We start from the raw sequence: 25,251 nt of genomic DNA, 5'->3' as shown, positions 1-25,251 counted from the left end.
GCTCCTACCTTAACCATGTTGGCGACTTAATCGCCACTGCAAAGCACTTTTAACTATCAAAGTGATAATTGCCATCAATGCCAACAATGCCGCCGCGGTAAATGCCCCTACTGTGTTGTAATCTTGATGCAGTAGTTCAACCTGCAACGGCAATGTGTAAGTTTCACCACGAATAGCGCCGGATACCACTGAAACAGCGCCAAATTCACCAATCGCCCGGGCATTGGTTAGAACCACACCGTATAACAACGCCCAACGAATATTAGGTAACGTCACCCGCCAAAACATTTTCCAGCCAGACGCCCCCAATAAAATTGCAGCTTCATCCTCTTGGCTCCCTTGACTAAGCATCATCGGCACCAGTTCTCGAACAACAAACGGACAAGTCACAAATATCGTTACCAAGACCATCCCCGGCCAGGAAAACATCAATTGGATATCATAGGGTTCCAGCAAACTCCCTGCCCAACCATTCGAACCATAAAATAATAAGTAGAGCAGTCCAGCTACGACCGGCGAAACAGCAAACGGAATGTCGATCAATGTCAATAAACATTGCCGCCCCGGAAATTGAAAACGCGTCACCAGCCAAGCGAGCATGACGCCAAAAATTAGATTCACCGGAACAGTAATTAATGCGATCAGTATCGTTAACCAGATGGCATGCAACATATCAGGATCTAAAAGATTCTCAGTGACTACCTCAACTCCTTTAGAAAAGGCGGTCATAAATATCCAGACAATGGGGATCACTAACAGTAAGATTGAAAACAATACGCCTGTTATGATCAACGTCCATTTACCCCAATTTATAGGTAGTCGTTGCGCTACATGAGATTCAGATAATTCAACCATTAATGCCCTCCAATCCGTTTACCAAAGCGGCTTTGCAGAGTATTAATGCTAAACAGTAAGATCAGGGATATTGCCAATATAACCGATGCAATAGCACTGGCCGCTGGGTAATCAAACTCCTGTAAGCGGATGAAAATCATCAGCGATACTACTTCTGTTTGCCATGCAATGTTACCGGCAATAAAGATCACGGCACCAAATTCCCCCAAACTGCGGGTAAAAGAGAGTGCTGTGCCGGCAATTAAAGCGGGAGACAATTCTGGCAACACAACCCGCCAAAAAGTTTGCCAACGATTAGCGCCTAATGTTTGAGCTGCTTCTTCATATTCTGGCCCTAGCTCTTCAAGTACCGGCTGAATAGTTCGCACTACAAATGGCAGGCTTGTAAACGCCATCGCCACCGCAATACCTAACCAAGTATTGACTACTTTCACATCAAAGTGCCCAAGCAAAGAGCCATACCAACCACTAACAGAGAATAGCGTTGCCAATGTCAATCCCGCTACCGCAGTAGGTAATGCAAAAGGGAGATCCATCAAACCATCTAATAAGCTACGGCCTGGGAAACGATAGCGAGTTAAAATCCATGCCATCAGCATACCAAACACCGCATTAAACAAGCTGGCAACCGCGGCTGCCAACAATGTCACTTTATAAGCCGCCACAACTTGGGGATTAGCAATCACCTGCCAATACTGTTCCCAAGTCATACTGGAAAGCTGCACAACTAATGCGCTCAGAGGTAACAATAAGATCAAGCAGGTATAGAACAGGCTACTGCCTAAGCTTAACCCGAAACCAGGCAATACTCGCTTACTGGATCTCGAAAACATTACTTATGCCCCTCGGCCAGCAATTGATCCAGTATGCCGCCAGTATTGAAATGGGTTTTCATCACTTGCGGCCAACCACCAAATTGATCCTCCAATCGAAACAGCTTGGTTGCTGGAAAACGGGCTTTCTGCTGAGCCATCACGTCTTTATCACTGACACGATAATTAAAGCTGGTAATGATCTGCTGTGCCTGTGGGCTATAAAGATAATTTAGATAAGCTTTGGCCACTTTCTCTGTACCGTTTTTCGCAATATGCTTATCAACCCAAGCCACTGGGAATTCTGCCAGAATACCTACCGGTGGAACGATCACTTCATATTTATCATCACCATACTGCTTGCGAATGTTGTTCACTTCAGATTCGAAACTGATCAGTACATCACCCAAACCACGTTCAATAAATGAAGTTGTCGCCCCTCGACCGCCAGTATCAAACACGGCGACATTTTTCAGGAAATGCTTCATCCACTCACGAGTTTTACCCTGATCTCCACCATTTTCCTGTTGAATAGCCCCCCAGGCGGCCAAATAAGCATAACGGCCATTACCGGAGGTTTTAGGGCTTGGGAAGACTAATTTGACATCTTGACGCACCAAGTCATCCCAATTACGAATATTTTTGGGGTTGTCTTTACGTACAAGAAACGCCATCGTGGAATAGTAAGGTGAACTGCTATTTGGCAGACGGTTCTGCCAATCAGCCGATATCAGCTTGCCGCGATCATGCAAAATTTGCACATCCGTTACCTGATTGTAAGTCACCACATCAGCCCGCAATCCTTGAAGAATCGCCAGTGCTTGTTTGGAGGAGCCGGCGTGGGATTGTTTGATTATCAATTTGTCTTGTGGATACTGTTCATTCCACTGTTTTTCAAATTCAGGATTCAGTACAGAAAATAACTCACGCGCAACATCATAAGAGCTGTTTAACAGCTCTACAGCAAAGACACGACTGCTGCCTAATAAAGTTACTACTACCAGTCCGTTTAGTATTGTATTTTTTACTGAATACTTTCTCATTTCTCACCTTATCCGTTATTTCATCAAATAACGCGCCAGTGACTAATGTATCCAGTTTATTTATAACAGGGTAGATAACTATCACCGTTTAATATACTAAATTGCAATTAGAAAGCATGAAACGCAATAAGCTGGCGAAATAGTAAGGCTTTTAAATGGAAAATGCGGGCCTGTTACGGCACCGCAAGAGGAACCTAAACCGACTCAGTTGGTGCTTTAATTAGGAACGCTTATCGCTTCCAAATGATACGTTCCACTTTCCAATTTTTCAGCACATCATCAGAAGGAATCAAACCTTCAGGACCACTCCAATGACCTGTAAACAGATAACTAACATGTCTGCTCTGTGGAGATGTACAGACAATAGCGCTTTTCTCTGATTCACCTACCGTGTTTTGGCAAGCGCCAAATGCCCTGCTATAAAGTGCCGAAAATGGCATACCAACCTTTGTTCCCCAGACGGTTTCAATATTTTCATCCAATACTTCAATACGACTGATTTTCCCATCGGCCTGACCAAATAGCGCCATCTTCAATTGATCACCATCCATTGCTTGAAAGAGTGTTACCAATTGGCCATTTTTTGTTTCCATACCACTGCGTAAGTGGTACTTTCCATCCAATCCCTTCTCTATTGCCCCTTTATTCATTGCTGTCAGACCATTTATTTCTCCTACACCCTGATCTGAGATTTTTAAGGGGCTGCCAAACCAGCTAAGAGGAGACAAATTCGACCATGAAAAACCCGATGAACCCGTACAACCGGCCAGTAACAATGCACCACTTATTGTGATAAAACGCAATCCTGTCAACATGTTAGTTAAAGTATACTTCTGCATAACTGATTCCCTTATAGCTCAATACAGCGATAGGCACTGAGACATCACATCTGATTGTTAGTTTCAGAGAATATTTAAATTAATTACTTTAGATTAATATTTTATTGATAAAATACAACTTAGCGGTATTATTACCTCCCCCTAAAAATCATCACTATTAGTAAGGTCAATATGATGAAAAAAATATTTATAACCACCGCCTTGATTACTTTGTTCAGTATGCCGTCAATAGCTCAAACCTCACAGACGCAATTTGGTGGTTTTTCCGGTCCCGATTCAACACAACCCCCCGTCCAAGCAGCACCACAAGGTGGTTTTGTCGATCACAATGCAAGAGTTTCCACCACCCAACAAGTTAAAAATATGAGAGATGACAGTTGGGTCGTACTGGAAGGGCATATTGAATCCCGTATCCACAGTGATCACTTCATATTCCGCGATAATGCAGGAATTGTTGAAGTGGAAGTTGATCATAAATACTGGAATGGCCAAACGATAACACCTCAAGATAGAGTCCGTCTTGAAGGTGAAGTCGATAAAGAGTGGAATGGTATGACTGTTGATGTGAAAAAAGTCACTAAATTAAACTAATAATTGAACTAATGGCTTGTGGCTGAGTGGAATGCTTTCACTCAGCCATATTCTAAACTCAATATTCCTGATCACCAATCAAACGCTTACTAAAAATAACGCTCTCTTGATAACGATCTTCATATTCCAGTTTTTCACACATATAGATAGTGGCATCATTATCTTCAGGAACAATAAGAACTATTTTTGGACAACCACGGGCAATCAATTTCTTTTCTAATCGGGCAATTAATGCATTCGCAATTCCTCTACCGCGAAATTCAGGATGAACTCCCAAATAATAAGCAGAGCCACGATGACCATCATAACCACCCATAATCGTCCCAACCACTTCACCAGCCACTTCCGCGACTAAAAACAGGTCAGGATCATGAGTCAATTTACGCTCAATATCCACTTCAGGATCAACACCAGGATTAAGTAAATCGCAGCGTTCCCATAAGGTGATCACTTCTTCAAAATCATCTTGTCGAAATACCCGAATTTCCATCCCTAACCAACCTGTTTTTATCGAAATAACTATTTTCTCATTATCTCCGCTTTAACACCGGAATCAATACGAAAATGCGTTCTCTTCCACTATTCTTTTCCACTAACAGCTATAATATAACGTTCACCATATCATAATAGGGAAAGAATCATGAATACACCAAACATTAATCAGATTAAATCTTTTTTCCTTTCATTACAGGATGAAATTTGCCGACAACTAGAACAGGCAGACGGCAAAGCAAAATTTACTGAGCAATGCTGGCAACGAGAAAAAGGCGGCGGAGGCCGTAGTCGAATTATGAAAGAAGGCGCGATATTCGAACAAGCAGGCGCTAATTTTTCTCATGTATCAGGAGACATACTTCCCTCATCAGCAACAGCTCTCCGTCCTGAACTGACCGGCCGGCATTATCAAGCAATGGGCGTCTCTCTGGTTATTCATCCTTTGAATCCCTATATACCAACCAGTCATGCTAATGTTCGGTTCTTTATTGCAGAAAAAGAAGGTGAAGCGCCAGTATGGTGGTTTGGTGGCGGTTTTGATTTAACACCTTATTATGGTTTTAAGGAAGATGCTATTCACTGGCACACCACCGCTAAGAATATATGTCAACCTTATGGAGAAGATGTGTATCCAAAATATAAAAAATGGTGTGATAATTATTTTTATATTAAACATCGTGATGAAGCCCGTGGAATTGGTGGCTTATTTTATGACGACTTAAATACACCTGACTTTGAACATTGTTTCAATTTCACTCAAGATGTAGGTAAAGGTTTTCTTTCTGCCTATTTACCTATTGTAGAAAAAAGGAAAAACATATTATGGGGTGAACGTGAACGACAATTTCAATTATATCGCCGTAGTCGCTATGTAGAATTTAACCTCGTTTGGGACAGAGGAACCTTATTTGGATTACAAAGTGGAGGACGAACAGAATCTATCTTAATGTCCATGCCACCATTAGTACGCTGGGAATATGATTATCACCCTGAACCAGGATCTGCGGAAGCCGCTTTATATATCGACTTTCTACCAGCAAAAAACTGGATATGATTTTTTATCATGTTAGGAATATTATAAAAAACTATTCCTAACTATTTATATTTTTATTACAGCCAATGCAATAATCCCTCACACAAAAAAACTTAACAACTTATTAACAACCCCTTAACACAAAAGAAGCAGGTTGGACCTGATGACTATCTACTGGAAACGTGTTTAATATGAACCCGTACCTAAAGAGTACCTCTAATTAATAACTAAAAATTTATTCCAGGAGATATTTTATGCAAATACAAAACAATAACTACAGAGGCGTAATACCGCCGTACATTCTTCAAAATATCTATAATAATGACAATGAAAAGAAGAAAGTATTAATGACATTAAATCACACTCAGAGTTTAATGTTGGATAATGTTATTAAAGAATCTTCCGATGATTCCGGCGATGACGATAAAGTTACTAATACAACTATACATCGTTCTATTCACGATGCAGAAAATAAACGCAAGTTGCCGGGAAAATTAGTACGAGATGAAGGAGATCCAGATAACGGAGATAAATCAGTTGATAACGCATATAGATATTTAGAAGCAACTTACAATTTCTATAAAGAAGTTTTTAATCGCAACTCATTAGATGATAAAGGAATGAAATTAATTGCCACCGTGCATTATGGCGAAGAATATATGAATGCATTCTGGGGCAACGGACAAATGGTATTTGGCGACGGAGATGGTAAAACCTTTAATGATTTCACAACCTCTGTCGATGTGATCGGCCATGAATTATCACATGGTGTTATTGAAAAAACCGCAGATTTGGTCTATTTCTTCCAGTCTGGCGCGTTGAATGAATCAATAGCGGATGTTTTTGGCTCATTAGTAAAACAACATTACCTGAAACAAAAAGCTGATGAAGCAGATTGGGTTATGGGAAGTGAATTGCTGGGCAAAGATATTAAAGGTGTAGGGATTCGTTCACTGAAAAAACCTGGCAGCGCATATGATGATGAAACTCTCGGTAAAGATCCACAGCCTGGTCATATGGATGATTATAAAGACTTGCCGATTTACAGAGACAATGGTGGTGTTCATATTAATTCGGGTATTCCTAATAAAGCCTTCTATAATCTGGCGATAAAATTAGGTGGATATGCCTGGGAAAAAGCAGGAAAAATATGGTACAACACTTTGTTGGATAAAGAGCTTGCCCGGGATGCTAATTTCGTAGCCTTCGCCAAGTTAACAATTAAACATGCTCGTGAGTTATTTGATGAGGATGTTGAAAAAGCAGCAATTGATAGCTGGACAGAAGTGGGCGTTAAAGTGAAGGAAGATAAAGATAAAGACGATAAGGGCGGTGACAAAGGCGATAAAGGCGGTGACAAAGGCGATAAAGGCGGCGACAAAGGCGATAAAGGCGGCGACAAAGGCGATAAAGGCGGCGACAAAGGCGATAAAGGCGGCGACAAAGGCGATAAAGGCGGCGACAAGGACGATAAAGGCGGCGATAAAGACAAAACTAAAGATAAAACTGAAGAGTAATCTATAAACATATCGCTGGCTCAACGCCAGCGATATTTTATTATTTGTAATACCTGACTTGTAAAAAATATATCTAATAGAAGATGCCAAAATTGTTAAAGACGAATTTCACGCTATACTAAACAGACCTGAAAAATAACCGTAAAAATTTGGTATATTATGAATAATAAAACTCTCAAACTCACAACTGATAGTAAAATTACAATTTCCCTACAAGGAGGATTTGCCGCTACGCCTGGCCTTAACCAAGATAAAACAGTGAATTTAGAATCATTGTCTTCACACCAACAACAGTTATTTCTTCAAGCTATAGAACAAGACTTTTCCGATTCTATGCCATCAGAGCCATATCCTGATCAAGATTATTATCTGCTTAGTATCGTCAATGGAAATGAAGAACACCATTTCACCCTTCCTGAGTCAGATGCACCAGAAATCATTAACCAGATATGGGACGCCGACAAAAAGGGTGGTTAATCACCACCCCTTTTCCTATTAGCATTAACGCTTTTTCAGATGCGCCATCAGACGTTTACGTTTACGCATTTGATTAGGTGTCAACGTATTACGTTTGTCAGCATAGGGATTTGCCCCTTCTTTAAACTGAATCCGAATGGGCGTCCCCATCACCTTTAGGGATCGGCGAAAATAGTTCATCAGATAACGCTTATAAGAATCAGGCAAATCAGTTACCTGATTACCGTGGATCACAACAATTGGTGGATTATAACCACCGGCATGAGCATATTTCATTTTCACCCTGCGACCACGGATCATCGGCGGTTGATGATCTTCTTCGGCCATATGCATGATACGGGTTAGCAGTGAAGTATTGACACGGCGAGTGGCGCAATCATAAGCCTCAAGAATCGAGTCAAACAGATTCCCCACTCCACTGCCATGTAGAGCAGAGATAAAATGTACTCTGGCAAAGTCAACAAAACCAAGGCGATAATCCAGCATCTCCTTCACACGCTCTTTATCTTCTTGCGACATGCCATCCCACTTATTGACCGCAATGACCAATGAGCGTCCACTATTAAGAATAAAACCCAATAATGACAAATCTTGATCGGAAATGCCTTCTCGCGCATCGATCACCAGCAATACAACGTTAGCATCTTCAATCGCTTGAAGGGTTTTAATGACTGAAAATTTTTCAACCGTTTCAGTGATCTTACCGCGCTTACGTACCCCTGCGGTATCAATAAGGATATATTCGCGGCCATTGCGCTCCATTGGAATATAAATACTATCACGGGTAGTGCCAGGCATGTCGTAAACCACAACCCTTTCTTCACCCAAGATACGGTTAGTCAACGTAGACTTACCCACATTTGGCCTACCGACAATAGCTAATTTCAATGGCAGAGTTGATGGATCAAAATCTTCCTCTTCTTCTACCATCTCAATTTCATTCTGTTCCTGCTCTGCCCAATAAGCCGCGTTGGCTTCTTCCTCAGTCAGCTCAACCTCTTCTTCTTCACCTTTACCAGAGAAAGGTAACAGTACTCGTTCAATAAGCTGGGTGACGCCACGACCATGAGAAGCAGCGATAGAGTAGATATCCCCCAATCCGAGGGAATAAAATTCAGCAATAGCGGTATCAATATCCACACCGTCGGTCTTATTCGCGACCAAAAAAGTGGCTCTTTCGCGGCTACGTAGATGTTTTGCTATCGCGTGATCTGCCGGCATCAGTCCGGCGCGAGCATCTACCATAAACAGAACAATATCTGCCTCTTCAATCGCCATCAAAGATTGAGCTGCCATATGGGTTTCTACACCCTCTTCGGTGCCATCGATACCACCAGTATCAATGATGATAAACTCCTGCCCTTCAACCTCAGCTCGACCATATTTACGGTCGCGAGTCAGACCTGGAAAATCCGCTACCAGCGCATCTCTTGTACGGGTTAAACGGTTAAATAATGTGGACTTACCCACATTTGGGCGCCCTACCAGAGCGACGACAGGTATCATTTGTTGATGCCTCATGACTTAATTTGAAATTAGTATTCTGCTGTTCATCACAACAGGACACTAAAAAGACGAAACGGCTCCTGTTGTCTTTCTCTCCAGGAGCCGTAGGACTATAACTAACGCTTTACTTTATTTCCGGTAAACAGGCAGTAAGCAATACTCAACGGGTAAACAGATAAACCGTACCGTCTTTCGCCTGCACCATTAATTTATCACTGGCTACAACCGGACGGCTCATTAAACCAGAACTATCAACTTTATGTTGAGCAACAAACTTACCGTCATCCATATTCAGCCAATGCAGATAACCTTCACTGTCGCCGACAACCAAATAGCCATTATACATTTCAGGCGCGGTTAAATTACGGTGTTGCAATTTTGTCTGAGTCCACAAAGTGACGCCATCACTTTGACGCAGCCCCATAACCCGATCGTTTTGGTCAACAATATAGATATTATCACCAGAAACAACCATCTCGTTCACTGAACCCAAATCGCGCTTCCAGAGGATCTGACCTGAACGCATATCAAGCGCCACCAGATTACCGTTGTAAGCTATTGCATATATCACGCCCTCAGAAATAACCGGTGTCGTATCAACATCATTAAGACGACCGATTTCTGTAGAGCTGGTTACCTGAGAAATACGTTGTTGCCAAATCAACTGCCCCTGAGAAATCAAGACGGCGTTGACACGACCATTATCCCCACCGACGATAGCAGCACCGTAAGCCGCGGCAGGCGCCGATTCACCACGCAATGATAATGATGGCGTATCCAAATTAACGGACCATCGCACTTTACCATCAGACTCACTTAATGCCTGCAACATCCCATTGCTAGTATGAATCAATACCAAACCATCACTCACCACAGGACGCGACAACGCTTCACCGGCGACGTCAGATTGCCAGGCAACTTGGCCGTCTTTGGTATCCAATGCAATAACTTTGGCACGTTCAGTGCCTACATATAAATGATCCCCTGCGACGGTCAGACCACCAGAGAGCAATGCAGGTATACGGGAAGAGAGGAGACCCGCTTTTTCAGCCAGATTCACCGACCATATCTCTTTACCACTATCAATGTCCAACGCCTTAACGATGCCATGACGATCAGCAACATAAACAGCGGAGCCTTGCCAGGTTGGCGTCAAGTGAGAATAATAACGGCCTACACCATCACCTACAGATTTATCCCAAACCTCGCTTGGATTAAATTGATTTTCAACCTTTGGCAACGGTGACATCGTTACCGTGTCTTGCTCACTTGAACAACCAGCTAGCAGAACAGAAGCCACCAAACCAACCAAGAGTGTTTTACGCAGTTGCATTGAAAGAATTCCCCTTAGCTGGATAAGTTATTCAATTTAAGATTTAACATCGATTTGATCGCCTGTGGCGAATCTGAACTCAAACCTTTGGTGTACGCTGCGCGGGCGCCGGCAATATCACCTTTTTTCAACAGTGCATCACCGCGGATATCCTCTGCGACGGCAACCCAACCGGAACCTTTGACCAGTTCCAACGTTTTCAACGCAGCATCCGTTTTATCTTCTGCCAATTGAACCCTGGCTAAGCGAATATTCACCAGAGCCTGCAAATCCTCATTTTTTGCCTGACCAGCAGCCGCAGATAAAAACTGATCTGCTTTAGTTAACTCACTCTTTTCAACAGCAAGTTGAGCCAAATGCATATGCGTCATCACGCCATAACTGTTATTCGTTTCACTGGCAAATTTTTCAGCAGCAGCATGACCCTCTTTTGTACTGGCAATTAATCCTCGATCTACCCGTTCAAAAGCTTCTGCGCTTTCCTGCAACTGATTTGTCTGATGAGATTGCCAATAACGCCAACCAATCAGCGCCCCTGCCCCCAGCACCAGCCCCAAAACCAAGGCTTTACCATTATTGGCAAAAAAGCGACGGATCGCGTCTACTTGTTCGTTTTCATTGGTATAGACTTCCACAGAGTCTCTCCTTAACCTAACAGTTCAGCCAAACGAGCGGCAATTTCGCTTTGCGGCGACGTTTGTTGTTCACCTGTACGTAAATCTTTAATGGCTACCTTACCAGAACGAACTTCATCCTCACCGAGGATCAGCGCAATTTTAGCGCCTTGTTTATCCGCACGTCCCAGTTGCTTCTTAAAGTTACCACCACCGTGGTTCATCATTAAACGTAATTGGGGCAACATATCACGTACCTGTTCAGCCAAAATCAATGCTGCTTGCTGACTACCTTCACCAAAAGAAGCGAGATAAACATCTGCGACTGACCGCTCCGCAGCAAATGCTGGATTAATTTCTTGTACCAGCAAAACCAGACGTTCCATCCCCATAGCAAAACCCACAGCAGGCGTTGGTCTGCCTCCCAGTTGCTCAACCAGCCCATCGTACCGACCACCGGCACAAACCGTCCCTTGAGCCCCGAGTGCCGTCGTTACCCATTCAAATACTGTGCGGTTATAATAATCCAGACCACGAACCAAACGCTGATTAATCCGATATTTGATACCCGCCCCATCAAGAAGCGCACACAGGCTATCAAAATGTTCCTTTGATTCGGCATCAAGATAATCAAACAGTTCCGGCGCATCATTAAGAAGTTGCTGAACCTCTGGATTTTTTGAATCCAGAACACGCAATGGATTGCTGTACATACGGCGTTTGCAATCTTCATCCAGCTTATCTTTGTGCTGCTCAAGAAAAGCCACCAACGCTTCGCGATAATTAGCGCGTGCCGCCAACGAACCAATGGAATTCAGTTCAAGCGTCACATGCTCAAAAATACCGAGCTCACGCCACCAGCGGGCAGTCAATAAAATAAGTTCGGCATCAATATCAGGCCCTTGAAGACCAAAAACTTCCGCCCCTAACTGGTAGAATTGGCGGTAACGGCCTTTTTGCGGACGCTCATAACGGAACATCGGCCCTAAATACCATACGCGCTGTTCCTGATTGTACAGCAGACCATGTTCAATACCGGCACGCACACAACCTGCGGTATTTTCAGGGCGTAGGGTTATACTTTCACCATTGCGATCATCAAAGGTATACATCTCCTTTTCAACCACATCAGTGACTTCCCCAATAGCTCGTTTAAATAACGGGGTCTGCTCTACAATCGGTGTACGGATCTCACTATAACCATAACCCGCCAGTACCCGTTTCAAAATAGTTTCGATACGCTGCCAGATAACCGTATCTGTCGGCAAGTAGTCATTCATGCCTCGAATAGCTTGGATATTTTTTGCCACGTTTTATCTCTAGTTAATGATTCAAAAATGATGTTGATTGATTATAGAAGCGAATACCGACGAGCTTCAATTAACAAACAAAACAACGCTGGCTCATCATAACGATGAGCCAGTATCAGATACATTATTTGTCCAGTTGACTTATGCCAATGCGCTTATTTTCATCCAGCATTGATGCTTTAGCACGGATTTTAGCCTCAAGCTGATCAATCATATCAGTATTATCGAGGCGCTCTTTCTGCCGAACGCCATCTTCATAAAAACCACTTTTCGTTCTGGCGCCGGTGACGCCTAAAGTAGAAACCTCCGCCTCACCTGGCCCGTTAACCACACAGCCAATAATGGAAACATCCATCGGTGTGAGTAAATCCTCTAAGCGCTGCTCCAAGGCATTAACTGTGCCAATAACATCAAATTCCTGACGGGAACAGGTTGGACAAGCGATAAAGTTTATACCACGGGAACGAATACGTAATGCTTTCAGAATGTCGAAGCCCACTTTAACTTCTTCGACAGGATCAGCGGCCAGAGAAATACGTAAAGTATCACCGATACCTTCTGACAGGAGGATACCTAAGCCAATGGCTGATTTTACAGAGCCGGCACGTGCGCCACCCGCCTCGGTAATACCAAGGTGCAACGGCTGATTAATCTTCTGAGCTAACAGGCGATAAGCACCAACTGCCAGAAAGACATCCGACGCTTTTACACTGATTTTAAACTGGTCAAAATTAAGTCTGTCGAGAATATCCACATGGCGCATAGCCGATTCCACCAGCGCTTCTGGGGTTGGCTCACCATATTTTTCCTGAATGTCCTTTTCCAATGATCCACCATTTACACCAATGCGGATTGGGATATTTTTATCACGGGCAGAAGCCACAACCTCACGGATACGCGCTTCATTACCGATATTGCCAGGGTTAATACGCAGACAATCGACACCATACTCTGCAACTTTAAGCGCAATACGGTAATCAAAATGAATATCTGCAACCAAAGGAACACTCGCTTGCTGCTTAATCAACTTAAATGCTTCTGCGGCGTCCATCGTTGGTATTGATACGCGAACAATATCAACGCCAACACGCTCAAGCGATTTAATCTGTTTAACAGTCGCTTCCACATCCGTAGTACGTGTGTTTGTCATTGACTGCACCGCAATAGGCGCACCATCCCCGACTGGCACATTGCCTACATAAATACGCGTAGATTTGCGTCTTTTTATCGGCGATTCATTATGCATATAGGTGTTTCTCCCATACTTCCATGTGTTTACTGATAAAACTACAACCATGCCCTACTGCAACAGGCATTTTATTGTGCTGTTGGTACTTTAAAACGCGCGATACGGCCTGCTTTAGCAAAGCGGCTTAAATCGACAACTTGCCCCCGGAACTGTACATCCACTACAGCCGGAGCGCCGATAGTTAAATTATAGGGCAACGAGCCAGAAAGACTCAGGTGGTCGCCCTTATGTTTAGTTCCACTAAACAGCGTTTTTCCATTTGCATCCACAACTTGCAACCAACAGGATGCTTTAAAATTCATCACCAATTTATTACTGTCAACCACTGCCGTTGAATTATTTTCAGCCACATTAGGTATTTGCGTGGCCCCTTGATTAGCTGGCAACGGCGCAGTCTGAGTTTGTGGCCCGTTACCTGCTAGTTGAGTTTCAGGTGTTTTCACCACTTGGTTTTGAGTTGATGGCACAGATTGAGTCACTTCCTCACTATTATGACTATGAGTATTCGGACTATGAATATTCGCTGCCGCTGCATTTTCGGCCGCAGACACTGACGACTCACTTGTTGCCTGTTCGCTGGCCGGCAACTGTGTCGCCGACTTGTGACTTTCATTCACTTTAGCTTTTTTCTGAGCAATCTGAGCCGCCGAATGATCAGCCATCGAAATCAATTCCTTCTGTTGAGCTATGTGGTTTTGCCACCACCACGCTCCCGTCAAACTAATTACGATTAAAATAATCAACCACGTAATCCACATCAACCAACTTTCGCGTTTTTTACGTTTTTTACCCAATGAAAAACTCTGCATTGGTGAAACTTTCGCTGTTTTTGCCGGAGTATGCTTATCCAGAATTGCCAAAATTTCTGCTTCTGGAATTTGTACCAACTTAGCATAAGAGCGAACATAACCACGCAGGAAAGTCGGCACCATAGTGGTTGGAATATTGTCCTCTTCAATATCACGGATAGTAGAAAGTTTTAAACACAAGCGATCAGCTACAGTCTGCTGGGTTAGCCCGTGCTGTTCACGAGCCTGACGCAGGAGCTGACCTGCGGTTAAATAAGCTTGTTCTGGAGTCGTTTCAGTATTCATTAGCAAGAAGACGCGGTACTGTTCAGGTTGTGAAAAACTTCGCGCCGGCTCCTGCTATAATCTTTAAATTACACAATAGCCTGCGCGGCGAAATAGATTTGCTATTTTACTAGCGGCAAATCACTGATAACAAACACGCCTGTTAGCATGGCTCTCAGTAAACAGAGTTTTAACTTCTTCATACTGCCCCTGCTCACAGAGAAAAACGCTGTAATGATACAATACCGTATCATTTCCTGGCGCGTACTGCATCGCCATTTTGTAACGTTGGCGGGCAGCTTCCGGCCGACCAGAATATTGCTCATACAACGCCATACCTAATTGAGCCTGATAATGGTCCGGTTTTGCCAGTAAAACCTTATCAAAGTGATATCTGGCGGCGGGCAAATTACCTTTAGCCAGATAAGCCATTCCCAGTTGAATCCGGGTTTCTGTTGCGACTTTTCGCTGTTGATCGCCGTTTGTTGGTTGATTGGAACATCCAGCCAACAACATAGCAACCACCATCATTCCCGATAACGATTTCCTTATCATTCCATCCCCACCGACCAAAGATACGCAATTGCAACTATCATTTTACTTATGCATTTCACTTATGCATTTCAGTGACTGCATGAAGCGACATACCCACATTCCCATTCAGACTGTTCTTATCTGAATAGGTTCACCTGCCTGACGTTTTTTCAATGTACGTTTGGTACGATCAATTACATCACCGGCAAGCTGACCACATGCGGCATCGATATCATCACCGCGAGTCTTGCGGACAATAGTGGTGAAACCATATTCCATCAACACCTTGGCAAAGCGATCAATCCGGCTGTTGGAACTACGACCATATGGCGCTCCCGGAAACGGGTTCCACGGAATTAAATTGATCTTACTCGGTGTCTCTTTCAAACATTCAGCTAATTGATGCGCCTGTTCCACGCTGTCATTAATATGATCCAGCATGACATATTCCACCGTCACACGCCCCTGATTCGCATTGGATTTAGTCAAATAGCGGCGCACACCGGCAAGGAACTGTTCGATATTATATTTACGATTGATAGGAACGATATCATCCCGCACATCATCTGTCGGCGCATGTAGGGAAATCGCCAAAGCAACATCGATCATATCGCCAAGCTTATCCAGTGCCGGCACCACACCGGAGGTGGATAAGGTCACGCGGCGTTTTGACAGACCAAAACCAAAATCATCCATCATGATTTCCATCGCAGGCACCACGTTATTTAGGTTAAGCAGTGGCTCTCCCATGCCCATCATCACCACATTGGTGATCGGACGGCGACCACTGGATTTCAATGAACCAATAATTTTTGCCGCTCGCCAAACCTGACCAATAATTTCAGAAACCCGTAAATTACGGTTAAACCCTTGCTGAGCGGTAGAACAGAATTTACATTCCAGTGCACAACCTACCTGAGAAGAGACACACAAAGTCGCTCGATCATCTTCCGGGATATAAACCGTTTCAACTTGCTGATCGCCAACAGTGATCGCCCACTTAATCGTACCATCGGCAGAACGTTGCTCTTCTGCGACTTCCGGCGCACGGATCTCTGCAACCTGTTGCAATTTTGCTCGCAGAATTTTATTAATATCTGTCATCTGCTCAAAATCGTCATAACAGTAGTGATACATCCACTTCATCACCTGATCAGCTCGGAAGGGTTTTTCTCCCATATCAATGAAAAACTGACGCATTTGCTTACGATTCAGATCAAGCAGGTTAATTTTACCGCCTTTCTTTTCTGGAGTTTCAGACACGACAGGAGCAGCAAATTGTGCCGCAGTATTTGGTTGGGACATTTTTTTATATTGCCTCGTTGTGACACTTTCGGCTCTGCGTTGATGAATTCAACGCGAAGTTTCAATTCGGATATCACTATCAGTTTAGCATAGTGACAAATAACAAACGCCCCGTTGAATTAACAACGGGGCGCCGCATTGTACAAACTTTAATGCAATGATGCTACGGGTAACGGCAAATCAATTAACGCGGGCAAATTTCATCTTCTGTGAAGAAATAGGCAATTTCACGGTTTGCAGATTCAATCGCATCAGAGCCGTGAACCGCGTTTTCAGTAAAGCTGTCCGCATAATCAGCACGCAAAGTACCTGCTAATGCATTATCAGGATTAGTTGCTCCCATCAGGTCACGATGACGCTGTACTGCATTCTCGCCTTCCAACACCTGAACCATAATCGGGCCAGAAGTCATAAATTCCACCAGACCATCAAAGAAAGGACGGCCTTTGTGCTCCGCATAGAAGCCCTCAGCCTGTTCACGGGTCAGGTGAAGCATTTTGGCGGCAATAATTTTAAACCCGGCGCTTTCAAAACGAGCATAAATCGCCCCGATGGCATTTTTCTTCACAGCGTTAGGCTTAATAATAGAAAAAGTACGTTCAACCGTCATGGATAACCTCTTGGCTCTTCGTTCAGCAACTGATAATTTTAATTTTTCATTCCCGATAAATTAATCGGTTAATACTCATTCCGCAACCTTAGCGGAGGTAAAAGCGGCGTTGATTATAGGGGCACGAATAGCAGTTGCCTACAGAAAACATAACATTCCATTAAATTTTCCTTAGCGAAAATTACCATTTTTTCGTACAAATCACACTTTTACCTGAATCGTTTACTTCAAAGTAAAATTGACAGAATCAATTTGCCCGCCCAAATCCAAAACACTAAGCTGATATTTACCCGGTTGAGTCAAGGTCTGAACAAATCCCTGATTTTTTTCTGTGATCATTACCTGCTCTCCATTTAGAAACCACCATTGCTGCCCACCACTACCGCCTTGAGTTGTCATACGTAAATCAAGGCTGTTAAAACCGGGGAGCCGTTTCAATACATCTCCATTATGAATACCCACGATCAACAAGGGCGCTTCATCTGATTTCAACGGTGGACATTCGGGATTAATCGGCGGCAGACGCTGCGCTCGTCGCTCTTGCTCGGGTAACCATGATTCAAGGGTAATCGGCCATAAAGCGATATTTTTAGGCTGAGCATCGGGACAATCGGGGGCAACACGCAAACTGTTTTTATCCAACCATACCTGTTCATTAATACCCGAAATGGCCTCTTGCCCTACCGCAGGCAACGTAGGCGGAATGGTATTATTCAATATCCAGCTCAGACGACGCTGACGGCAATTATTATCTCCTTTCGGCAAACTCTTCCCTCCCGGCCAACAGATAACGGCCTGACTAACCGTTGCTGGACGAGAATCAACGGGGGTTCGTTTAGCCCCATTTCGCATATTGGCGAGTAACAGGTTATTGATCTGATTCATGATGGGAATCGCCGTAGCGTAGCCGAACTGCCCGACAACCGGCGTACCGTCCGGCCTGCCAACCCAAATACCGATGGTATAACGCGCGTTTAAACCGACAGCCCAAGCATCACGGTAGCCATAGCTGGTACCGGTTTTCCAGGCTAGCGGCACCTGTGCCGGTAACACATCATCAGGTTGCGGCAGAGCCTCTCCAGCCATAATCCGTCTCACTATCCATGCCACGCCGGGTGAAAAAAGTCGCCGATCACGCAATTTCTGCTGAGGAGTGAATCTCAAAGGGGCAACCTTCCCTTGACGGGCAAACGCCGCGTAAGCCGCCACCAGTTGATCCATCCGAACTGCCGTGCCACCAAGAATCAATGATAAATTGGGTTCACTGCCGGGCGGAAAACGCAATACCGTTCCCACATTTCGCATATTGGCGGTAAACCGCTTAGCGCCATAGGCTTCAAGCAGTTGCACGGCGGGTAAATTCAATGAACGAATCAACGCCTCACTGGCACTGACCGGCCCATGAAAGCCACTGTCAAAATTTCCCGGGCGATAATAATCAAAGCGGCGAGGCACATCCTGTAACAGTGATTCCCCATGAATTAACCCATCATCCAGCGCCATTGCATACAGAAATGGTTTCAAGGTTGATCCCGGCGAACGCCATGAACTTATCATATCGACATGACCAAAACGGCTATCATCCCGCAGATCCAGCGAACCGATATAAGCTTTCACCGCCATGTCTGTATGATCAACCACTAACACGCCAATCGACGTTTTTTCTGGTAACTGGTACTTCCAATTCACCGCCATATCTTCAAGCTGGCGCTGTAATCCCACATCAAGGGTTGTTTTAATGATCTCCTGACGAGAGCCTTTCGCCATTCGTCTGGCAAGAAGCGGGGCAAGCTGTGGCGCCTGACGAGGAGCCAGCCACAACGTCTCTTGGCGAATATCAGCAACCTTCTCTTCCGGCCAGATTTTATACCGCGCCAACCGTTGCAACACCTTATCACGAGCAGCCTGTGCCCGTTCAGGATAGCGATCTGGCCTTAAACGACTGGGAGCCTGCGGCAAAACAGCCAGTAAAGCCGCCTCTCCCGCAGAGAGTTCAGCAGGCGGTTTGGCTAAATACGCCCAACTCGCCGCACCGACGCCTTGTAACGTCCCTCCAAACGGCGCACGGTTCAGATACATCTCAAGAATTTCGTTTTTAGAATAGTGCCATTCAAGCTGCAAAGTACGCCAGATCTGTTTCAGCTTGCCGCCAAAAGTACGTGAATGGGGATCAATCAACCGGGCGACCTGCATTGACAGAGTACTGCCGCCGGATAAAATTTTACCTGCCCGAATATCCTGCCAGGCAGCCCTCGCCAGAGCAATCGGGTTAATACCCGGGTGTTTATAGAACCAGCGATCTTCATAAGTCAGCAATGCCTGAATATATTCCGGTGATACTTGATCCAACGTCACCGGATAACGCCAAACGCCTTCATCATCGGCAAAACGCCAAAGCGGCGTACCATCCTCACTCACGACAATACGCGCCATTTTGATTTCACGCAGTGGCAGAGGCCAAATTTTATCCGCCAGCCATAAACCCGCCGGGATCAGAAACAACAGCACGATCAGCCATATAAGGCGATGCGTTTTCTTCATCAATGGATACCTGGTGAGAAATCAACCCCTACGCCAAAGCGTAAGGGCGGATAGACTTTAGCGAACAACTTCCAGTTTTTCTGGTGTAGAACCGACCGCACGCCAGTAAGGCACATACATAGATTCAACCTGTGGCGCAGGAATGGTGTAAACACCCGGAGTAACAGCACGAGCCAAATAGAGCAACGTCACTGGCTGAGAAGGATCAACCGCGACTGCCGCCACATATCGATCATCACGATATTCCATATGGCGAATCGTCGCCTGCTGCATATCGCCAATCAATTCTTGTAGATTAGCGGCACTCTCGCTCAACTTAGCACTACTGTTAGCCAAATTTTGGTTCTCTAGTTCCAAACCGGCAGGCAATAAATCAACAACCAAAGCATCCGATACGGGTTTATCTGAACTAACCACCAATTTCACAACCACCATTTCACCACTTTTTAGATGGTCAATAGCAACTGGATTACCCTTCATATCCAGATAGCTACGCTCAATTTTCAGCACATTAGCGTAAGGTTTCGGAGAGCGCAGTGGGTAAGCCACCACATTCACTCGCGAATAGAGCGTGCTGTCACCAAGGTTACTGATACTCATACCTTGCAGAATATCCTGTGGATACAGCATCTCACTATAGGGTTTGTCCCTACTTATTGGTGAATTCCACTGACTAAACAGAGCCTTCCACGGTTGCGCCGATGTATCAATAAAGAAACGTCCCGCCAGATAGAGTGAATTACTCTCCTGAGTTGAAAAATAATTGCGGGATGTCAATTCATCAGACAACGCCAGCAATTTCTCATCACGCTCTTTTATCTGCATATTATTTTCAGTCAACAGAGCAACAATCATTGCGTTGTCGCGGATGGCACTACCGTAATCACCTAAATCTAAATCATCATTACGGTTTTTGCTGATCCCCAAATGAACCGCTTCATCTGCTCGGGTATTATCCCCCATCAGTTTCAGTGCAATGCCCAATTGTACCAGTGACAAGCCATTGCCAGCTTGCTGACGGCGTTCATAAACTTGTCTCAAAGCACCCAATGGCGCTTTCTGTTGATTAGCAAGCACCAGACCGGCATAAGCCTGAACCGAGAATCGCATTGCCTCCTGATTCTGGCTGTAGGGATAGTTAATAACACTCTTATCCTGTAAATAACGTAACAGACGATTATTGGCAGAAGTCAACACCTCTTTAGGTACGCTGTAACCGCGTTGACTTGCACGGAATAGAAAATCGGTAGCATAGGCCGTTAACCAATACTCCTCATCACCGGTTTTATCCCATAAAGCAAAGCTACCGTCATGGCGCTGCATACTCAGTAGATGAATAATTCCCTCATCAATACTTGCCCGGCGTTTATCATCATCTTCCGTCATGATGCCCAAGCTATTCAGCTCTGCTTTGTTCGAATAGAGTGACGGGTAAAGCCCGCTGATTGTCTGCTCAAGGCAGCCATACGGATAAGCGTACAATTCACGAATATAGCGTGAAATCTGTAACGGCGGACGGCTGCTCAGTAACAACTGCCCCTCGGCTCCTGCTGGTGATAAACCCGACAAGGCATCCGACGGCATCTGCCACTCCTCTCCCGGATGAATAACATTAGCGAACAGAACAGTTTCCGCTGGCTGTGCCGGACGCACGCCAATCTTCCAACTATTTTTGTACGGTTTCACATTTTCACCCGGCAAATTCAGACCATTAATCGTCAGGGAAACCTCTCCTTGACCAGAACCGTACTGCGCTGTGACCGGGATCTCCACGGTGGTGCGTTTGCCTTTTTCCAAAACTATCTCTTTGCTAACATCCCCCTCTAGCCTAATCAGGTCATCAGCAGCAAAGTTTAAGGTCAAGTTTTGCGTCTGTTCAGTTAAATTAGTCAAATCTAACGACAATAATGCGCTATCACCACCGGCCATAAAACGAGGTAATGCCATCTGTGCAACCACCGGCGCAGCAACGACAACTTTACTTTCACCGCGGCCGAACTCATCTTCACTCCATGCTTGAGCCATCAGCCTCAATTCACCGTTGAAATCAGGGATTGGCAAAACGATCTGCCCTTCGCCGTTTTCATCCAATGTCACCGGCTGTGCCTGTTCAGCGATAATCTTAACTTCGGTTAATGGTTTCCTACCGCCACGCTCAAGGGCGCTATCATCGCCATCACCGCCAAAACGCAGATTCGCCAGACGGCCTTCACCTTCAATCAACTGACCATAGACATCATATTGATCGACGCTGTAACGCTTACGACCAAAGAAAGCCTCATAGGGGTCCGGGGTTTTAAAATTCGTGACATTCAACACCCCTGTATCGACAGCAGAAAGCAGCACATTAACCTGCTTGGGTAATTTCCGCCCTTGCTGTGGCGTCGCTTTGACTTTAACGGTCAAATTTTGATTCGGACGCATTTTTTCCGGTGCGGATAGCGTTAAATCCAGTTTACGATTTTCATCAGCCAACGGCAGGTGCAACACGCCAATGGCCCGTTTTGGTGTCGCCTGACGAGATTTATCATCTGGACGCACCACCACCGCGGTTAAATAAAGGTCATGACGACGCCACTCTTTATTCACCGGCACTTCCACATCCAAACCTTGTTCTGGCACATCAATTTTTTGCCACCAAAGCGGCCCTTCGCTGGATTCCACCAACAGATAACCTTTACCGGCCTGTGGTGCGACCATATGCAATTTTATTTTCTCGCCTACCCGATAAGCAGGTTTATCCAAAGACAATTTCACCTGATCAGGACGAACAGCCCCTGTGCCACCGGTATTGTCCTGCCATGAGTAACCAGCCCAGAAATTAACGCTGGTCACTAATTGATTTTCTGGATTAACCACTTCAATACGGTACGAACCCCAATCAACCGGAAAACTAACCTTTGCGGTGCCATCTTGAGCAATCTGGATATGCTCATCCGCCATCACCAAATCTTTCTGGTCATAGCCTGATTGCCAACCTTCACCATCCGACCAACGCCAATAATAGTCACGGCGTTCATAAACCAGACGGGCGGTTAAATCTTTAGCAGCATATTTTTTTCCATTGGCATCGGCATACACCAGCGCAAATTGCGCCAGTGAATTTTCATCCACATTGTAACGGCTTTGATAACGACCTACGCGATAGTCATAAATCTCTTTCTGATTAAACAGCGGACGGATACCCACCAGCTTTTCTGTCGGCCAAACGGCCTGTTCAACCCGCCGAGTTATCGGGCGGCCACCTGATTCAAGCAAACTGGCCTGTACAATGACATTTACCGGCGAAGAGACCGAACTCCAGTTATCGGCACTGACATTAATTACGGCTTTACCATCATTCCCTAAAACCAGATCAAACTCATCCAATGTGCGACTAAGATTGTCCTCTGTAACCCCCCCAAACTCATAGCCGGGCAATTTTGCTACCGCATCACGAGCTGGACGCAGGAATAATTGCCCTTGCAGACGATTATATGCAGCAGGCGCACCATATAGATAACGGCCGTTAATCACGAAATCCACATCGTGGTCTTTCATCACCGGTTGCGACTCACTGCTAATTTCCAGCGCCATACGCTCCGGCAGAAAATCTTCGACATTAAACTTGTAATAACGAGGTTTGTTATCGCCTAAATCAAAACGTAGCGACCACAGGCCGGTAGCCGCTGAGGGAGGGATCACATAACGATATTGATACAATCCATTTTCAGGTTGCCAGACAAAACTATGGACTACCTGACCATCGGTTTTCAGTACATCCACTTTAACCGGCTGACTTTTCACTGCGCGGCCATCGCCATCACGCAACAGGCCATTGACAATCAACGTTTCACCCGGACGATAAAGATCACGAGGCCCAAAAACAAAAAACTGTTTGCTGTACCCTTGTAAGCCAGAAATATCGAACTCAGACAGATCCAGCGCCGGTGATACCAAATCAATCATACTCGTCTGATGGTCACGAGTAGCGAGCAATAGTTTCGCTTTCGCATTTTTCTCCAGACTGACGTGTCCATCATCGTCCGTCGTTGCCTTTGACAATAATTGCCCTTTCTCATCCAACAAACGTATTTCCACCCCTTTCAGGCTGCTACCTTGCGCCAAAGATTGGGTAAACACATCCATCCTATCCAGATAGCTGTGCATAGAAACACCAATATCACTTAAGGTAAACATTGTTGCTGGATTAGTGTCAGTGTATTTACCTGCTTGTTGCATCACCGCCAGATAAACGCCATCTTTCTGTAACTCTTTGATATTACTTAATGGCAACAGTAATTTTTCGCGGGTATTCAGTGTTGGATTCAGATCGAAACGGCCGGTATAAACCAGTTCCGCGCCTTTGAGCATCTCTTCAGATTCCCAAGAACTCATATTGTTGCGATATTGCCACTGTGCAATAAAAGCGGGTAATGCTGTCTCTTTGATCCTGAAAAAATTAACATCAATACGATTTACATTCAGGGCTAATACCGGCAAACCTTCAGCGACTTTACTGGGTAACAAAGAGCCTTTGCTGGCAAAACCGACGGACGGAGAAATCGTCGCGGTTGTCAGCGTTTTCTCATAAACCGTTTCGAGTTGACGATCATTGATACCTTTAACACCTTTATCTACGGTCAATTGCAACTCACAGGAGGGCGGCAAATGGCGCAAACGAAGCTCCATCATGTTATCTGATAGTTCCCAGGCACCATCAAGTTTGCCCTCTTTAACATCGACCAAACGAACATTCTGAGCAAAATCCTGATTTGGATCTAAAGGAACAGAAAATGTCACCACCATTGCACTAGCGCCATCAAGCTGAACTTCGGAAGCATCCAGAATCTTCACTGGTTTACCGGCATAACGTTTTGCTAATTCAGCCAGTGATGCCGCATCTTTCTGTCTTACGGATTTTGGTGGAATACTTGATTGCTGAGGTGTTTTTTCGCTTTGAATTTCTGTGGACTGTGGCTGAGCCACGTGCTTATTATCAGTACTATCAGATTGGTCACAACCAGAAAGCATCAGCAAAGAAGCCAAAATCACCGCCAAATAACGTTTGTTTTTTCCTGGTCGTTGCCAGAATTGACCTTGATTCATAACCATAACCCCTGTCTTAACTCCAACCAACTGATGGCAGGATTTAATGAATAACTTTATATACCCGTTATCTTTCAAGTTTTCTCTTTATTGGCGACACTCACCCCGATCACATAGTTCACTATGCTCCCGGGGGATTCACTCCCTTGCCGTCGCGATGCATCTTGAAATCCATAGGGTATATACCGCCTATTTATATTAGGCAACGTACAAACATTAAGTTCATATAATAGCCTGTTATTTTAACGAATTAAACATCACGGAGACGATAAATAAATCTAAATTTATCGATTCAATTTTCCATTAAGAACTCCATGTATCTAGTAAAAAAAAATTTTCGTCATTTCCCTCAGCGACCGAAGATAGCCCTTTACTGCACCACCTGCCCGATAATTCACAAGAAATAAAAAAATATAAAATCGACCA

The 25,251-nt window shown here is 44.7% G+C and carries 19 protein-coding genes and 1 pseudogene; 4 read left to right on the top strand and 16 right to left on the bottom strand.

Annotated features, from left to right (window positions below; all coding sequences use genetic code 11):
* Window positions 1-9: 9 nt before the first annotated feature.
* From cysW to B0X70_RS06960, 4 genes are all read right to left on the bottom strand, one after another.
* Entirely contained in the window at window positions 10-855 is an 846-nt protein-coding gene (cysW, locus tag B0X70_RS06975) for a sulfate/thiosulfate ABC transporter permease CysW (RefSeq protein WP_036781593.1), read from the bottom strand.
* On the bottom strand, window positions 855-1,688 hold the full coding sequence (gene cysT / locus B0X70_RS06970) for a sulfate/thiosulfate ABC transporter permease CysT (RefSeq protein WP_214040085.1): 834 nt from the start codon (window positions 1,686-1,688) through the stop codon (window positions 855-857). The genes cysW and cysT overlap by 1 nt, the downstream gene beginning before the upstream one ends.
* Window positions 1,688-2,710 carry a sulfate ABC transporter substrate-binding protein gene (locus B0X70_RS06965; RefSeq protein ID WP_036812786.1) on the bottom strand — a complete coding sequence of 341 codons (1,023 nt, stop codon included), beginning with the start codon at window positions 2,708-2,710 and terminating at the stop codon, window positions 1,688-1,690. Before B0X70_RS06965 ends, cysT begins: the two co-directional genes overlap by 1 nt.
* A gap of 230 nt (window positions 2,711-2,940) precedes the next feature.
* Window positions 2,941-3,549 (bottom strand): RpoE-regulated lipoprotein, encoded by a 609-nt coding sequence (locus B0X70_RS06960; protein ID WP_036812784.1) that lies wholly within the window; start codon window positions 3,547-3,549, stop codon window positions 2,941-2,943.
* Window positions 3,550-3,723: 174 nt separating this feature from the next.
* Between B0X70_RS06960 and B0X70_RS06955 the strand changes: the two genes are divergently transcribed.
* Window positions 3,724-4,140: a YgiW/YdeI family stress tolerance OB fold protein gene (locus tag B0X70_RS06955; RefSeq protein WP_036781603.1), complete on the top strand. Its 417-nt coding sequence runs from the start codon at window positions 3,724-3,726 to the stop codon at window positions 4,138-4,140.
* Between the two features lie 58 nt (window positions 4,141-4,198).
* Here the strand turns inward: B0X70_RS06955 and B0X70_RS06950 are convergent, their stop codons facing one another.
* Complete coding sequence (locus B0X70_RS06950) at window positions 4,199-4,630, bottom strand: GNAT family acetyltransferase (RefSeq protein WP_036781605.1); 432 nt, start codon at window positions 4,628-4,630, stop codon at window positions 4,199-4,201.
* 150 nt (window positions 4,631-4,780) lie between these two features.
* On the opposite strand from B0X70_RS06950, the gene hemF reads away from it, so the two are divergent.
* The 3 genes and pseudogenes from hemF to B0X70_RS06935 all read left to right on the top strand — a co-directional run bounded on the left by hemF (window position 4,781) and on the right by B0X70_RS06935 (window position 7,662).
* Window positions 4,781-5,689 (top strand): oxygen-dependent coproporphyrinogen oxidase, encoded by a 909-nt coding sequence (hemF, locus tag B0X70_RS06945; RefSeq protein ID WP_217471185.1) that lies wholly within the window; start codon window positions 4,781-4,783, stop codon window positions 5,687-5,689.
* 233 nt (window positions 5,690-5,922) lie between these two features.
* Window positions 5,923-7,017: pseudogene (prtS, locus tag B0X70_RS06940) on the top strand (metalloprotease PrtS); the annotation flags it as partial.
* 327 nt (window positions 7,018-7,344) lie between these two features.
* On the top strand, window positions 7,345-7,662 hold the full coding sequence (locus B0X70_RS06935; protein WP_217471184.1) for a protealysin inhibitor emfourin: 318 nt from the start codon (window positions 7,345-7,347) through the stop codon (window positions 7,660-7,662).
* 24 nt (window positions 7,663-7,686) lie between these two features.
* Here B0X70_RS06935 and der read toward each other — a convergent pair whose 3' ends face one another.
* The 11 genes from der to B0X70_RS06880 form a co-directional block, all read right to left on the bottom strand.
* Complete coding sequence (der, locus tag B0X70_RS06930; RefSeq protein WP_036781615.1) at window positions 7,687-9,168, bottom strand: ribosome biogenesis GTPase Der; 1,482 nt, start codon at window positions 9,166-9,168, stop codon at window positions 7,687-7,689.
* Window positions 9,169-9,328: 160 nt separating this feature from the next.
* Window positions 9,329-10,501: an outer membrane protein assembly factor BamB gene (bamB, locus tag B0X70_RS06925; protein ID WP_036781616.1), complete on the bottom strand. Its 1,173-nt coding sequence runs from the start codon at window positions 10,499-10,501 to the stop codon at window positions 9,329-9,331.
* 14 nt (window positions 10,502-10,515) lie between these two features.
* Window positions 10,516-11,136: a YfgM family protein gene (locus B0X70_RS06920; protein ID WP_036781618.1), complete on the bottom strand. Its 621-nt coding sequence runs from the start codon at window positions 11,134-11,136 to the stop codon at window positions 10,516-10,518.
* Between the two features lie 11 nt (window positions 11,137-11,147).
* On the bottom strand, window positions 11,148-12,425 hold the full coding sequence (gene hisS, locus B0X70_RS06915; protein WP_105395891.1) for a histidine--tRNA ligase: 1,278 nt from the start codon (window positions 12,423-12,425) through the stop codon (window positions 11,148-11,150).
* 124 nt (window positions 12,426-12,549) lie between these two features.
* Entirely contained in the window at window positions 12,550-13,671 is a 1,122-nt protein-coding gene (gene ispG / locus B0X70_RS06910; RefSeq protein WP_036781623.1) for a flavodoxin-dependent (E)-4-hydroxy-3-methylbut-2-enyl-diphosphate synthase, read from the bottom strand.
* A gap of 71 nt (window positions 13,672-13,742) precedes the next feature.
* Window positions 13,743-14,768, bottom strand: coding sequence for a cytoskeleton protein RodZ (gene rodZ / locus B0X70_RS06905; RefSeq protein ID WP_217471183.1), 1,026 nt, complete (start codon window positions 14,766-14,768; stop codon window positions 13,743-13,745).
* 120 nt (window positions 14,769-14,888) lie between these two features.
* Entirely contained in the window at window positions 14,889-15,302 is a 414-nt protein-coding gene (locus B0X70_RS06900; RefSeq protein WP_246593467.1) for a tetratricopeptide repeat protein, read from the bottom strand.
* A 105-nt stretch (window positions 15,303-15,407) separates the two neighbouring features.
* Window positions 15,408-16,586 (bottom strand): dual-specificity RNA methyltransferase RlmN, encoded by a 1,179-nt coding sequence (gene rlmN / locus B0X70_RS06895; RefSeq protein WP_036781629.1) that lies wholly within the window; start codon window positions 16,584-16,586, stop codon window positions 15,408-15,410.
* Window positions 16,587-16,770: 184 nt separating this feature from the next.
* Entirely contained in the window at window positions 16,771-17,196 is a 426-nt protein-coding gene (ndk, locus tag B0X70_RS06890) for a nucleoside-diphosphate kinase (protein ID WP_036812770.1), read from the bottom strand.
* A gap of 222 nt (window positions 17,197-17,418) precedes the next feature.
* Complete coding sequence (gene pbpC / locus B0X70_RS06885) at window positions 17,419-19,737, bottom strand: peptidoglycan glycosyltransferase PbpC (RefSeq protein ID WP_217471182.1); 2,319 nt, start codon at window positions 19,735-19,737, stop codon at window positions 17,419-17,421.
* A 57-nt stretch (window positions 19,738-19,794) separates the two neighbouring features.
* Window positions 19,795-24,825: an alpha-2-macroglobulin family protein gene (locus B0X70_RS06880; RefSeq protein ID WP_217471181.1), complete on the bottom strand. Its 5,031-nt coding sequence runs from the start codon at window positions 24,823-24,825 to the stop codon at window positions 19,795-19,797.
* Window positions 24,826-25,251 lie beyond the last annotated feature (426 nt).

It is taken from the genome of Photorhabdus akhurstii, assembly GCF_019090985.1.
In the GTDB taxonomy this organism is placed as follows: Bacteria; Pseudomonadota; Gammaproteobacteria; order Enterobacterales; family Enterobacteriaceae; genus Photorhabdus; species Photorhabdus akhurstii.
Note: the sequence above shows the minus strand (reverse complement) of the source record. Positions and strands in the feature narration are given on the sequence as shown.